Origin of the sequence: Candidatus Ruminimicrobiellum ovillum (genome assembly GCF_002392975.1) — a bacterium.
Taxonomy (GTDB): Bacteria; Elusimicrobiota; Endomicrobiia; order Endomicrobiales; family Endomicrobiaceae; genus Ruminimicrobiellum; species Ruminimicrobiellum ovillum.
The window spans coordinates 92,846-107,643 of the sequence record NZ_DGIC01000011.1 but is presented as its reverse complement, the minus strand read 5'-3'; the positions used below and the strand labels follow the sequence as shown (position 1 = coordinate 107,643).

Genomic DNA, 14,798 nt, shown 5'->3' with positions numbered 1-14,798 from the left:
GGTAAACTTAAAATAGAAATGGTTATAATTTAAAATATTGGAAGTCTTAGAAAGTAACCAATGACAAGAAGTCTGTCATCCCGCACTTGATGCGGGATCTCGTATTGAATAAAAATTATGAAGTAATTTTTTATAAAAAGGGGGAAGTAAAATGAAAAAGTTGTTAGTAGTAATATTGTTGGCAGTAGCAATGGTAGTACCTGTATTTGCAGCAGACCAAGGTGCTATGGAATTGGACATTAAAGCAGGTTTTAATCTTATGTCTAAAGTAGAAATTGATGATTATTATGATGATTCTAACGATGTTGATTCTGCATTTACAACAGGGGTAGATTTTTTTTATTATGTAATGCCACAGTTAGCAATCGGTGCAGGTGTAGAGTATGTTTTTAATTCCAAAGTAAAAGATACACCTGTAAAAGCTGGTTGGACAAATCTTTATGCACAGGCAAAATATATGTTCGATTTAGGTGATGATTTGTTTAACAATATTTATCCTTTGATTCAAGTTGGTTATGGTATTATGAGAACAGATCCTGATACCCATGAAGATTCAAACGGATTGTATTGGGCAATCGGTGCAGGAACAACAATAAAAGAAAATTTTGTTTTTGAAATTCTTTATTCAAACAGCAATGCATCTATAAAAGTAAATCCTACTGTTGCACTTGATTTAAAATATTCAACATTACAATTGAAAGTAGGTTATAAATTTTCTTTTTAATAAGCTAACTTTAATATAAAAAACAGAAAAATTTTAGTTGCAACTTCAAATTTCCGAGCCTTATGTACCGTTTCACTTGTGTACACTGCGGCTCGGAAAATTTTTTGTTTCACTTACAAATATTTCTGTTTTTTCTAATGTTCTTAAATTCTAATAATAATCTTAAATAATAAAAAATTAATTCTTCCGAAATTATAAATTGTAAATTATAAATTATAAATTGCCGTTCTGCCGTTTCCATCCCTTCCATACCTCTATCCTTCCGTTTCTCAAATTATTGTTTAAACTTAAATAGTAAAAATGGTATAATAATTAGATATGAAAAATGATAAAGAACAATTTATCAATAAGGTTATTGAACTTGCACAAAAAAATGTTTTGGCGGGTAAAGGCGGGCCGTTTGCCGCAATAGTAGTAAAAGATAACAAAATTATAAGTTACGGATATAATCAGGTAACATCAAAAAAAGATCCTACTTTGCATGCCGAAATTGATGCTATAAGAAAAGCGGCAAAAAAGTTAAAAACTTTTGATTTGTCCGGATGTGAAATCTTTTCATCATGTTATCCTTGCCCTATGTGTTTTTCGGCTATATATTGGGCAAATATAAAAAAAGTTTATTATTCCGCAGCAAAAGAAGTTGCGACAAAATACGGATTTAAAGACGGTAAAATCTATAATGAACTTAAAAATAAAATAAAGTCGGTAAATTTTATGGAAATAAAAACAAAAGGTTCTAATTTGCCTTTTACGGAATGGAAAAATAAAAAAGATAAAATAAAATATTGATATGAAAAAAATATTAAAGATACTTATTGCTCCGTTGGGAATTATCATATTTGTTGTTGCCATAATGTTGTTAAGTAATGAAATGAAAAGTTACAGCTATCAACAAATACTTGAAACCTTAAGAGCAATACCTTCCTTTAAAATAGTCTGTGCTTTAATATTGGCATTATCCTATTATTTGATTTTGGGCGGTTATGATGTTGTTGCTTTTAAGTTTATAAATGTTCCGTTAAAGTTTAAAAATGTGGTATTCACATGTTTTATAAGTAATGCTTTGGGAAACAATACCGGCTATTCAATGCTTTTCGGCGGCTCGATAAGATACAGGCTTTACTCCTTATACAATGTTTCAATGTTGAATGTTACAAAAGTGTTGTTCTTCTCTTCGGCAACAATATGGTTCGGGTTACTTATTATCGGCGGAATAGTTTTTACTTTCTTTCCTGTGGAATTTACCGACAGTAAATTCATTTTTCATTCATCGTTTCCTTTGGGAGTTTTGTTTTTAACATTAGTTACTTCATACACGTTGTTAAGTTTATTTAAATCGAAACCGATAAAAATTTTTAATAAATGGACAATAACTTTTCCTAACATAAAAATTACTTTGTGGCAGATGTTGCTTGCTACAGCCGATTGGGTTATAGCATCTTGTACATTGTTTGTTTTGCTCCCTCCCGGAGAAATTCCTTACATAACATTGTTGCAGATATTTTTGGTTGCACAAATGCTCGGTATATTAAGTCAGGTTCCGGGAGGTATGGGTGTATTTGAAACGGCTATAGTTATGATGTTGCCGGAAGCTACACAGAGTTCTTATGTTATGGGAGCACTTCTTGCATACAGAGCTATATTTTATTTCTTCCCGTTGGGAGTTGCTTTGTTACTTCTCGCAAGCCACGAATTTTTCAGAGCAAAAAGAAGATTCAAAGTTCTTGCAAGATTTTACGGCGGAAGAATGGCATCTCTTGTGCCTCAGGCACTGTCAGTAAGTATTTTTATCGGCGGTGCATTTATATTGTTTTCCGGAGTAACGGATGTATCTTCATCTATAATTCACAGATTGGATAATTATATTTCTCCCGTAATACTCGACTCTCTGCATTTTGCTATAAGTGTTATAGGTATAATGCTTTTATTTATTTCAAGAGGTATTGTGTTAAGAATAAAAAGAGCATACACCATGGCTGTTGTTTTGTTATCTTTATTGGTCCCGTTGGCTTTAATTAACGGATACGGATACGAAAAAATGGTATTTCTGCTTATACTTCTTTCTCTTATAATTCCGGCAAAAAAATATTTTTACAGAAATTTAAGTTTGATAGCGGTTAAAATGAACACATTGTGGTTATCTTTTATATCGGCAGTGTTTATTGCGTCAACATGGTTATGCTTTTTTGTATATAGACCGGACTTTTATTCTTGGAATAAATTTATAACCGTTATATTCGGTGCAAGCGATGCCGGAAGAGCATTGAGAATTTGTATAGGTATGATTGTTACCATTGCCATAATAGTAATATCCGAAATGTGGAAAAGATACAGATATAAACAGTCTAATATAGATTTAAATAATATTAAAAAAATATCCGCTTCTTCGAATTTCGTATATGCAAATTATGCTTTTGAAAACAGAAACCTTTTTGATATGAATACAAGTTCTTTTATGATGTATTCGCAAATAAACAATAATGCAATAGTCTTCGGTGATCCCGTAGGAGATAATAAGTCGGGTAAAGAATTAATTTGGGATTTTAAAGAAATGACCGATTCGAAAAGCATAATTCCTACATTTGTTTATTTAGGTTATAAAAATCTAAAAATTTATGATGATATCGGTCTTGATATTGCATCGTTCGGTGTTGATGCAAATGTTTCTTTAAAATATTTTTCAAAAGATGATAAAAAACTTGAAGATATAAAAAATTATTGTGATAAACTTAATAGTAACGGATATACCTTTGAAATAGCGGACAGAGAACAATTTTTAGAAAATAAAAAATATATAGGTTTTATAGATTATCAGTGGGAAAAAGATTTCGGTAATGTTAAAAACAAAATGTTTGATGTTTCCGTAAATGCGGCAAACAAGTATGTAATTATAAAAAAAGATAAGTTTATTTCGGGTTATGCATACCTTTTACTTTCAAATAACAAATATGAAGCATTTGTTTCCAATGTAAGATACACAACGGATTGTGATGAAAAAATTGTTCAGTATATTTTATTTAATTGCGTAAACTGGGCAAAAGAAAACGAATATAAATGGTTTAATTTAGGATTAACACCGAGTGATGAAGTAATGATAGATGACGAATTTAATTCAAAAGCAAAAATATTTGTTTTTGCGGAACATTTTAAGTATGACATGAATGCTTTGAAAGAATTTAAATCTAAATTTGATCCCGTATGGAAGAAAAAATATGTTGCTTTCTATACGGGTAAACAGATGATAAATTTCTTAAGAGATTTTTTGTATGTTTATTCGTAATTTATATATTAAAATATTTATTAAAAAGTAGTATAATAAAAAACTAATAAAATTCATAAGGAGTTTTGTCATGGCACAAAAATGTAGTGTTTCGGAATTGCATCAGGAAAGATTAAATTTTAAACCTGTTTTACCGTCGGTATTAAAAAAAGGTGTAGCAAATGTAAAACCGGTATTAGGTAAAGCAACAAAATCGGTAGCTGATTTCGCTAAAATAAAAGCTATTTTCGAAAAAACTTACGGTATGCCCGTTGTAAGTTTTCAAGCAGGTAAAAATGCGGTTGTAGCAAAGAAAGCTATAAAAGTAGGAGTAGTTCTTTCGGGCGGACAAGCTCCCGGCGGACATAATGTTATTTATGGTTTATTGGATGGTTTAAAATCCGCAAACAAGAAAAATAAATTGGTGGGATTCTTGGGCGGACCTTCCGGAATATTAGATAACAAAACAATGGAAATAAACGATAAAGTTATCGCAAATTATAAAAATACCGGCGGATTCGATATGATTCAGTCCGGCAGAACAAAAATCGAAACACCGGAACAATTCGCGCAAGCCAAAGCAACAATATTGAAAAATAAAATGGACGCTTTGGTATTTATCGGCGGTGATGATTCAAACACAAATGCGGCACTTCTTGCGGAATATTTGAAAAAAGAAAATGCTAACGTTTGTGTTATAGGTGTTCCGAAAACCATAGACGGCGACTTGAAAAACGAACATATCGAAGCTTCTTTCGGTTTCGATACTGCAACAAAAATTTATGCCGAACTTGTAGGAAATATTGAAAGAGATGTTAACTCGGCAAGAAAATATTGGCACTTTATAAGACTTATGGGCAGAAGTGCTTCTCATATTACTTTGGAAGTCGGTTTTAAAGTTCAACCTAACGTAGTTTTAATAGGTGAAGAAGTGTTAGCCAAGAAAATGACACTTAAACAAATAGTAGACAATTTAGCCGATTTGGTAGTTAAAAGATCCAAACTCGGTAAAAATTACGGAGTAGTTTTGGTTCCGGAAGGATTGATTGAGTTTATTCCTGAAATGAAAGCTCTTATTGCCGAACTTAACGATTTATTGGCGGAAAACGAAGATAAAGTTGCCAAGTTGAATACGGTTGATGAAAAAATAAAATTCATTTCATCAAAATTACCTAAAAACTTATCGGCACTTTTGTTGTCTTTACCGAAAAACATTGCTGCTCAATTGATGTTGGACAGAGATCCTCACGGTAATGTTCAAGTTTCTTTAATCGAAACCGAAAAGTTGCTTATTGAAATGGTTTCAAAAAAATTGAAAGATTTGAAAAAAGCGGGAAAATATAACGGAAAATTCTCTACAATCAACCATTTCTTCGGATATGAAGGAAGATGCGGAGTTCCTTCAAACTTTGATGCAAACTATACATATGCTTTAGGTTACAATGCGGCAGCATTGGTATTGAACAATATGTCAGGTTATTTGTCATCGGTTAAAAACCTTGTTAAAAAATCTTCCGAATGGAAATGCGGAGGAATACCTTTAACAATGATGATGAACATAGAAAGAAGAAAAGGTAAAGAAAAACCCGTTATACAGAAAGCTTTGGTAAAACTTAACGGTGCACCGTTTAAAGCTTTTGCTAAAGTCAGACAAGATTGGGCAATGAACGACAGATATATGTTCCCGGGCCCTATCCAATTCTTCGGTCCTGCTTCGGTAACGGATATTACGACAAAAACATTGCAGTATGAACAGAAGAAAAAATAGTTTTTAAATGCAAAAAAGCAACCATTTCTATCGGTAATTCGGTAGAAATGGTTGTTTATATTTAAAGGGTTAAAAATGATAAAGCAATTTATAAAAAGAATTATTACGCTAAATATAATATTTGCTCTTATAATGACGATTTACAGAATAATATTTACATTTTATTATTCTGATTGGGCTGAATTATCACAATATTTCGGTGATTTAGTCCAAGCATTTGTTTTGGGTGTAAGATACGATTGTGCCGTTCTTGCATATATAAATTCTTTAGTAACATTGTTTTTTATATTGTTTTGGTTTATAGGCAGTCAAAAACTTTTTGTAAAGTTTGTTAAAAGTTTAAAATATTATTACACAATATTTTTCGGTTGTATCGTAACTTTGCTTTGCATAGATTTCGGGTTTTATTCTTATTTTCAAAACCATATGAACATTTTAATGTTCGGTGTTTTTGAAGATGACACAAAAGCTTTATTTTCAACAATAGCGGAAAATTATCCCGTTGTTTGGGTAGGTATAGGTTTTATACTAATTTTTGTGTTTGTGTATGTTTTAACCAAACTTGTACTGGAAAAAAAAGTTATCGGTTATTACATTGAAAAAACAAAGATTCATATAAAAATTATACTTGCACTTGTTTTATTATGTGCCAATTTTATAATAGCAAGGGGTTCGTTCGGTCTTTTCCCGTTAGGTGTAGATAATGCGGAAATATCAACAAATACATTTATAAATAAAGTTGCCATAAACGGCATATACACTTTGCAAGCCGCAATAGAAGCAAGATCTAAACAAAAAGACAGAGATTATATTGCAAAAATGGGTTACTCTAAAGATAATATGGCAAAAACTTTTGCCGATTTTTTAAATGTTGATGTTTCTTCCATAGATAAACAAGAACCTGAAAATTCTTTAAAGAGAACAACAAAGTACAATAAAAATATAGAAGAAATAAAACCTAATGTTGTATTTATAATGATGGAAGCATTGGGTACCGATTTAATGCATTATAACAGTGAAAGTTTTAATGTGTTGGGCGAATTCAAAAAACATTTGGATGAAGATATTGTATTTTATAAGTTTTTACCTGCGAACATGGGAACGATAGGCTCTTTGGAATCTGCAATGACAAACATTGCAAGATTACCGTTATCACAGTTCTTATGCCAATCTAAATATGCATATAACAAATATTTTTATACGGGACCTGTGCCTTATAAAAATAAAGGATACGAAACAATATTTATGTATGGCGGAAATGCAGGTTGGAGAAATTGTACCGCATATATGCCCAATGTAGGTTTTGATAAAGTTATAGGTGAAGGTTCGATGCCGAAGGAATACGAAAGAAATCAGTGGGGTGTTTACGATGAATATTTGTTTGATTATATACTTAAAACATTAGGAGAAAACGATAACAGCAAATTTGTTTATATTATGACAACATCAAACCATCCGCCGTATTCGTTACCGAGCAATTATAAACAACCGTACCCGTTGGAAATAAACGAAGAACTGAAAAAAGATATTACGGGGGACAAAACTCTTTCGAAAATGAGATTTGCAACTTATCAATATTCTTGTCAAAAAGTAGGCGAATTTTTAACAAAATTAAAAAATTCAAAGTTTGCCGATAACACAATTGTTGCAATAACCGGTGACCACAATTTTTGGAATACTTTCAGTTATTCCGTAGAAAGAAAATTAGATGAAATGAGTGTACCTTTTTATCTTTACATACCTAAAAAATTAAGACCTGATAGTAAAGCAGATACCGATAACATTGTAGGCTCGCATACCGATATTTTGCCTACACTTTACAATTTATCGCTGTCAAATACTGACTATTGGGCTACCGGAACGGATTTGTTGTCCGATGAAGCGGAACAAAATATTGCTTCAAATTGTTTAGGTTCCATAATGACAAAGGATAATTTTGTTATTTACGATTTTGCCTCCGGTAAAGAAAAATATTATACATGGAACAAAGAAAAACCGAGAGAAATAGTTCCTGCGGAACAAAACGAGGAACATAAAAATATGGTTAAGCATTACAAATCAAGTGTTGCTATTGCATACTATATGTTGCAAAAACCTGAAAAGGAGACAGAAAAATGAAAATTTTAGTTACCGGCGGTGCGGGATTTATAGGCTCAAACATTGTTGATGCCTTGATAGAAAAAAAACATAAAGTTGTAATTGTGGATAATCTTGCTACGGGAAACATAAAAAACGTGAACAAGAAAGCGAAATTTTATAAAGTTTCCGTATGTGACAAGAAAAAAATAGACGAAATATTTAAAAAAGAAAAAATAGATATTGTTATACATCACGCGGCACAACTCGATGTAAGAAAATCCGTTGCGGATCCTTGTTTTGATGCCGATGTAAACATAAAAGGGACGCTAAATGTTTTGGAAGCATGCAAAAATACAAAAGTTAAAAAAATAATATTTGCGTCTTCGGGCGGAACAATTTACGGTGAATGCGGCTCAAAAGCTCCCGATGAAAAAGCTTTTGCCAACCCTTTATCACCATACGGAGTGGCAAAGCTTTCCGTAGAACATTATATAAAAGCATACAGTACTTTATACGGTTTAAAATATACCGTATTAAGATATGCAAATGTTTACGGACCGAGACAAGATGCTAACGGTGAAGCCGGTGTTGTTGCCATATTTATAGGAAAAATGGAACAGAACAAAGATATATTTATTTTCGGTGACGGTAAACAGTTAAGAGATTATGTTTATGTTAAAGATGTCGTTTCGGCAAATATAAAATCTTTAACGAAAGGTAATAACGAAGTTATAAATATAGGTACAAACAAAACAACATCCGTAACAAAATTGGCTGCCGAGTTGTCTAAAATTATAGGTTATAAGAAAAAACCGGTATTTAAACCTAAAAGAAACGGGGAACTGTTTAAAAGTTTCTTAAATATTTCCAAAGCTAAAAAAGTGTTGGGGTGGCAACCTAAAGTGGGTATTATAGAAGGTTTAAAAAATACGGTAGAATATTTTAAAAATACAAAATAAACAGGAGCAAAATTATGAGAAAAAAAACTGTTTTAACTTTTATAGTTATGTTAGGTTTATCTTTTTATTGTATAAGTAATGTGCAAGCAAGAGATAAATTTTCAAACGAACCTATGGTGGAAGAACAAACATTACAAGAGTTGTGTGAGTTTGCTTCTTTTTCCGAAGTAAAAGATGCAATTATTGCGGGTGAAAATGTAAACGGTCAAGATGCGGACGGAAGAACAGCTTTAATGGCAGCTTGCCAAGGAAATTCCAGTGTTGAAATGATGCAGTTGTTATTATCTTACGGCGCAAAAGTAAATTTGACCGATAATGCGGGAAAAACAGCATTTATGTATGCCGCTCAATATGATACTTACGAAAAAGTTTTCATGGAACTTTTAAAAGCCGGTGCGCTCGTCAATGTTAAAGCGAACGACGGAACTACGGCTTTAATGTTGGCATGTGAAAATAATAAACCGGAAATAGTATCATTAATTATAAGTGCCGGTGCGGATGTAAATGCAAAAGATTATGACGGTTATAAAGCTGTCGATTATGCAAAGAACAATAAACAGTATGCCGAAGAAATAAAAGATATTCTTAATAAGAAAAAGTAATGGATAATGAACAATTATCTGTAATTTCTCTTAATACAATTGCGGATTTAGTTCCTAAAAAGTTTATATCTTTAGCAGATTATTTCGGCGGTGCGAATAATATTATAAATGCCGATATAAAAGAACTTGAATCCTTAGGTTTGTCGAACAAAGTTGCAAAATCAATAAAGAGTTTGGCAAACTTCGAAGTTGCAACCAAAGAGCTTACTTTAGCCGAAAAAAATAATATAAAAGTATTAACATACTTGGATGAAGAGTATCCTTATCAGCTGAAAAATATATGTGATTATCCGCCCGTTATATATGTAAAAGGTAACTTTGATAAAAACGATAACCTTTCCGTTTCGGTAGTAGGTTCAAGAAGACCTACAAATTACGGCTTGATGGTAACGGAAAAATTCTGTAAATATTTCGCACAAAATTCAATAACAACAATATCCGGCTTGGCAGGCGGTATAGATACGCAGGCTCACAGTTCTACCATTAAAAATTCGGGTAGAACCATTGCCGTTTTAGGTAACGGTCTGTTGGAATGTTATCCTTCCGAAAACAGAAAACTTCAAAATGAAATCGGTGAAAAAGGTGTTGTTATAAGCGAATTTCCTTTAACAAGGAAAGCATTGCCTATGAATTTCCCGAGAAGAAACAGAATAGTTGCCGCACTGTCACTTGCAACAATAGTAATAGAGGCAGCGGAAAAAAGCGGTTCCTTAATAACCGCAAACCTTGCTTGTGATTACGGTAAAGATGTTTTTGCCGTTCCAGGCCCTGTATTTTCAAAATATTCGCAGGGACCTAACAGCTTAATAAAGCAAGGTGCATTTGTTGCTTTAAGTCCGGAAGATGTCAGCGAACAGGTTCCTTTATTGAGTGATTGGGTAAGAAAAAATATAAAGAAAAAGAAAAAGGAAATTGTAAAAAATTTGCCTTTAATTTCACAAAGTAGTATAAATATTCTAAAAATGATACAATCTTCTGCCACCGGAATGTCTTTGGATGAAATAAGTTTGAAGGCAAATGTTAATGTTTCGGAAGTTTCTGCGATTTTGTTGGACTTGGAACTTAACGGTTTAATAAAAGCTATGCCGGGACAGATATACATAAGAAACACATAAACGACAATTGATAATGTACAATTTACAATGTCCAATGTCGGTAAAAATTACGGAGTAATTTTTGTTGAACAAATTGTTTTTGCATTGCAAAAACACATTAATTATAAATTGTAAATTATAAATTAAAAAATACGAAGTATTTTTATATGAGGTAAAGATGAAAAGTTTAGTAATAGTGGAATCTCCTGCAAAATCAAAAACAATATCCAAAATGTTGGGTAGCGATTATATAGTAAAAAGTTCGTTCGGACATATCAGAGATTTGCCCGAAAAAGAAATAGGTGTAGATATAGAAAAGAATTTTAAACCTACATATGTCGCAATGCCGAAATCCAAGAAAATAATAGCCGATTTGAAAAAGGCAGTTTCGGAAGTGGGGCATGTTTATCTTGCAACCGATTTGGATAGAGAAGGAGAAGCTATTGCCTGGCATTTAAAAGAATTGTTAAAACTTTCGGATGATACTACAGATAGAATCACGTTCCACGAAATAACGGAATCTGCAATAAAAGAAGCCGTAAAAAATCCCAGAAAGTTGGATATGGCTTTGGTTGACAGTCAACAGGCAAGAAGAATTTTGGACAGACTTGTAGGTTATAAACTTTCACCCATATTATGGAAAAAAGTTAGAAAAGGTTTATCGGCGGGTAGAGTTCAGTCTGTTGCCGTTATGATGATATGCGACAGAGAAGAAGAAATAGAAAAGTTTGTTCCCGTGGAATATTGGTCAATAGAGGCAGAACTTCAAAAAGATAATGATATTTCTTTTACCGCAAACCTTATTTCCAAAGACGGTAAAAAATTCGAAAAGCTTGAAATACAAAATAAAGAACAGGCAGATAATATATTAAAAGAACTTGAAAGTGCACAATACAAAGTTGCTTCGGTGGAAAAGAAGGAAAGAAAAAGAAGTCCGTATCCTCCTTATACAACATCTACAATGCAACAGGATGTTTCAAGAAGAATAGGCTTTTCTTCTTCGAAAACAATGTCTGTTGCACAAAAATTGTATGAAGGTATCGCAATAGGAAATCAAGGGGTTGTCGGTCTTATAACATATATGAGAACTGACTCTTTAAATATTGCTTCAATTGCACAAAAAGAAGCATTAAATTTTATAGAAACAAGTTACGGTAAAGGTTTTGTTCCTTCAAAACCGAGATTTTATAAAACAAAATCTAAAGGTGCTCAGGAAGCTCACGAAGCTATAAGGCCTACATCGGTTAAAAGAACGCCCGAAATGATGAAACCGTATCTTACGGCAGATGAATATAAACTTTATAAAGCAATTTGGAACAGATTCGTTGCAAGCCAAATGGCAGATGCGGTATACGATACCGTTACAATAGATATACAAGCAAACAATTATATGTTCAGAGCAACCGGTTCAACATTAAAGTTTGACGGTTTTATGAAAGTTTATTCCATACAAGATGAAGATACAAAAGAACCTAAGTTGCCGGTATTATCCGAAAACGATATATTAAATTTAATAAAAATCGTTCCGGAACAACATTTTACCGAACCGCCGGCAAGATACAACGAAGCAAGTTTGATTAAAACATTGGAAGAATATGGCATAGGCAGACCTTCTACATATGCACCTACAATAAAAACTATTTTGGACAGAATGTATGTCAGACTTGAAAATAAAAAGTTTTATCCTACGGATTTGGGAATAGTAGTAAATAAATTTTTAAAAGAAAACTTTAAAGATGTTATAAATTATAAGTTTACTGCAGATATAGAAGAAGAGTTTGATGATATAGCAGAAAACAAACTTAAATGGCAGGATGTATTAAAGAAATTTTATACACCTTTCGAAAGTCACTTAACAAAAGCCGAAAGTGCAACAAGACAAAAAATCGCTCCTAAAGCTACAAACGAAGTTTGCCCGAAATGCGGTAAACCTATGGTTATAAGAGAAAGCAGAAGAGGACCGTTTATGGCTTGTTCGGGTTATCCCGAATGTAAAACAACTTTTTCCGTAGATAAAGACGGTAACAAAATTTCCAACGAACCGGAAAAAACGGAAGAAAAGTGTCCTAAATGCGGCGGAATAATGTTAAAGAAAATGGGTTTCAGAGGTCCGTATCTCGCTTGCGAACATTATCCGGAATGTAAAACTACATATTCTTTAGATAAAAACGGTAACAAAGTTATAAAACCGGAACCTGAGAAAACAGATATAAAGTGCGAAAAGTGCGGAAGTCCCATGCTTAAAAGAATAGGTAAAAGAGGGCCTTTCTTAACTTGTTCGGCTTTCCCGAAATGCAGAAACCTGCAATGGGTAAAAACCGATTCCGAAGGTAACATAATAATAGAAAAAAAAGAAAAAGCTGCCGAAAAGAAAACAAAAACCAAAACCAAAAAAACAAAGAAATAGTCAAATAAAGTATATAAAGGCAGAAAGGATTTACTCCTTTCTGTCTTTTTTTTGTATAATTATCCGTATGGAACAAACAGACCAAATAAAAGAAATAGAACAATTCATTCAGTATCTAACGGCAGAACGAAATTATTCGGCAAACACCGCAAAAGCTTATAGTGTAGATATGTATGAGTTTGCCGATTTCGTTAAAAAGAACAAAAATATCGATTTGGTTAAATGTGACAAAAACATAATAAGAGATTATCTTGCCGGTTTATATAATAAAAACTTAAAAAAATCGTCTATTATAAGAAAGCTTGCGGTACTGAAATCTTTTTATAAGTTTTTGGTTATTACATCTGTTATAGAAGTTAATCCCACTGTATCTATGGCAACACCTAAAAAAGATAAAAGAATTCCGGTATTTATTACCGAACAGGAAATATCAAATTTGTTCGATTTGCCCGATATTGATTTAAGAGACAGAGCAATGATAGAATTGTTATATTCTTCCGGTATAAGAATAGAAGAACTTGTAAGCAGAAACTTAAAAGATATAGATTTATTATCGGGAACATTAAAAGTGTTCGGTAAAGGTTCTGCCGAAAGAATTGTTCCCGTAGGTGATAAATGTTTGGTTGCCATAAAAAATTATATTGATCAAAGAAGAGCTGACGGACTGGACTGTTCCATAAATTCGCCTATGTTTTTAAATGTGTACGGTAAAAGGATAACTTCAAGAGGTGCAAGGAAGGTTTTACATAACTGGTTTATTAAAGCGGGAATTGTAAAAAAAGTTTCACCGCACACATTAAGACACACTTTTGCCACACATCTTTTAGATCACGGTTGCGATATAAGAAGTGTTCAACAAATGTTGGGACACAAGAATTTGTCCACTACACAAATTTATACGCATGTAACATTGGAAAGTTTAAGAAAAGTTTACAATAGTGCACATCCGAGGGTAAAATAGAAAATGAATATTACATTGGAAAAAATAAAAGCTTTAATGGATGATACGGGTTGTGAAGAATCGGAAGCAAAAACCGCATTGGAACTTGCCGAAGGAAATTTTTATAAAGCAATTTCTTATGTAGGTGCAATGCTTAAATATATTACCGCATATAAAGCCAAAGTAATTTTAAAGAACGATAATATTTTCGGGCTTATTCACATAATAACAAACAATAAAAATCTCGACTTGTTAAGATTCAGTGTCGTTATGACATTTAATCCTATAGTCTACGAACAAAATGTGGATGTAGATTGGTTTTCTTTTGAAAAACAAATATATTCATATCGTTGGGTGGAAGGTGTTATAGAAAACTATACAAAAACAATAGATAAAAATCTTAAAGAATACGTTAATTCAAATTTAAAAAGTAACAAAATTATAAGTTGTAAAGATATGAAAATGGTACTGGAATCTTATTTTGCCGAAAATAATGTTCAAATAGAAATTGTTGCCGAAGAATTAACTTTAAGAGATTTTAAAAAATTACCGAAATATTTTCCGGACAATATTCCAAAAGAAACAATGCCTTCCGAATACTCATCGGTAATAGAACTTGAAGCGATTATTTTTGAAGATTCTTTAGGTAAAAAAGTGGAAAATTTGGCTTTAGGCGATAAAGTTCTCGCAAAAATAATAGATACAAGAGACATCGCTCATTACATAGGACATCTGATCGGTGCAAAAAAAGAACAGGCAATGATTCCTATACCCGCGGAAGTTCAATCCGTTGAAGAAATCGGTAACGAATATATTGTATGTTTAAAATATTCCGATTTGATTTTCGGAATATCTCATGTTGAAAGAGGCAGAACTTTAAAAGTTTTGGAAACGAAAGATACTACAACTTGGCAAACAAGGTTTTTGCCTTATTTATCGAACGAGATTGAAAAAGATAAAATATAA

Annotated in this window: 11 protein-coding genes; all 11 read left to right on the top strand. The window is 32.3% G+C overall.

The window, feature by feature from the left end; all coding sequences use genetic code 11:
* Nucleotides 1-151 precede the first annotated feature (151 nt).
* Nucleotides 152-724, top strand: coding sequence for an outer membrane beta-barrel protein (locus B2Y85_RS06710; protein ID WP_372519708.1), 573 nt, complete (start codon nucleotides 152-154; stop codon nucleotides 722-724).
* Nucleotides 725-1,042: 318 nt separating this feature from the next.
* Nucleotides 1,043-1,513 carry a nucleoside deaminase gene (locus B2Y85_RS06705; protein ID WP_372519707.1) on the top strand — a complete coding sequence of 157 codons (471 nt, stop codon included), beginning with the start codon at nucleotides 1,043-1,045 and terminating at the stop codon, nucleotides 1,511-1,513.
* A 1-nt stretch (nucleotide 1,514) separates the two neighbouring features.
* Complete coding sequence (locus tag B2Y85_RS06700; RefSeq protein WP_372519706.1) at nucleotides 1,515-4,004, top strand: phosphatidylglycerol lysyltransferase domain-containing protein; 2,490 nt, start codon at nucleotides 1,515-1,517, stop codon at nucleotides 4,002-4,004.
* 70 nt (nucleotides 4,005-4,074) lie between these two features.
* Nucleotides 4,075-5,751: a diphosphate--fructose-6-phosphate 1-phosphotransferase gene (locus B2Y85_RS06695; protein WP_372519705.1), complete on the top strand. Its 1,677-nt coding sequence runs from the start codon at nucleotides 4,075-4,077 to the stop codon at nucleotides 5,749-5,751.
* Nucleotides 5,752-5,826: 75 nt separating this feature from the next.
* Nucleotides 5,827-7,869 carry an LTA synthase family protein gene (locus B2Y85_RS06690; RefSeq protein ID WP_372519704.1) on the top strand — a complete coding sequence of 681 codons (2,043 nt, stop codon included), beginning with the start codon at nucleotides 5,827-5,829 and terminating at the stop codon, nucleotides 7,867-7,869.
* Nucleotides 7,866-8,789, top strand: coding sequence for an SDR family NAD(P)-dependent oxidoreductase (locus tag B2Y85_RS06685; protein WP_372519703.1), 924 nt, complete (start codon nucleotides 7,866-7,868; stop codon nucleotides 8,787-8,789). Before B2Y85_RS06690 ends, B2Y85_RS06685 begins: the two co-directional genes overlap by 4 nt.
* Nucleotides 8,790-8,803: 14 nt before the next feature.
* Nucleotides 8,804-9,391 carry an ankyrin repeat domain-containing protein gene (locus B2Y85_RS06680; protein ID WP_372519702.1) on the top strand — a complete coding sequence of 196 codons (588 nt, stop codon included), beginning with the start codon at nucleotides 8,804-8,806 and terminating at the stop codon, nucleotides 9,389-9,391.
* The gene (dprA, locus tag B2Y85_RS06675) at nucleotides 9,391-10,506 is read left to right on the top strand and encodes a DNA-processing protein DprA (protein WP_372519701.1); all 1,116 of its coding nucleotides are present in this window, start codon (nucleotides 9,391-9,393) and stop codon (nucleotides 10,504-10,506) included. Before B2Y85_RS06680 ends, dprA begins: the two co-directional genes overlap by 1 nt.
* Before the next feature lie 157 nt (nucleotides 10,507-10,663).
* Nucleotides 10,664-12,892: a type I DNA topoisomerase gene (gene topA, locus B2Y85_RS06670; protein ID WP_372519700.1), complete on the top strand. Its 2,229-nt coding sequence runs from the start codon at nucleotides 10,664-10,666 to the stop codon at nucleotides 12,890-12,892.
* Between the two features lie 67 nt (nucleotides 12,893-12,959).
* On the top strand, nucleotides 12,960-13,853 hold the full coding sequence (xerA, locus tag B2Y85_RS06665; protein ID WP_372519698.1) for a site-specific tyrosine recombinase/integron integrase: 894 nt from the start codon (nucleotides 12,960-12,962) through the stop codon (nucleotides 13,851-13,853).
* 3 nt (nucleotides 13,854-13,856) lie between these two features.
* Nucleotides 13,857-14,798 carry a hypothetical protein gene (locus tag B2Y85_RS06660; RefSeq protein WP_372519697.1) on the top strand — a complete coding sequence of 314 codons (942 nt, stop codon included), beginning with the start codon at nucleotides 13,857-13,859 and terminating at the stop codon, nucleotides 14,796-14,798.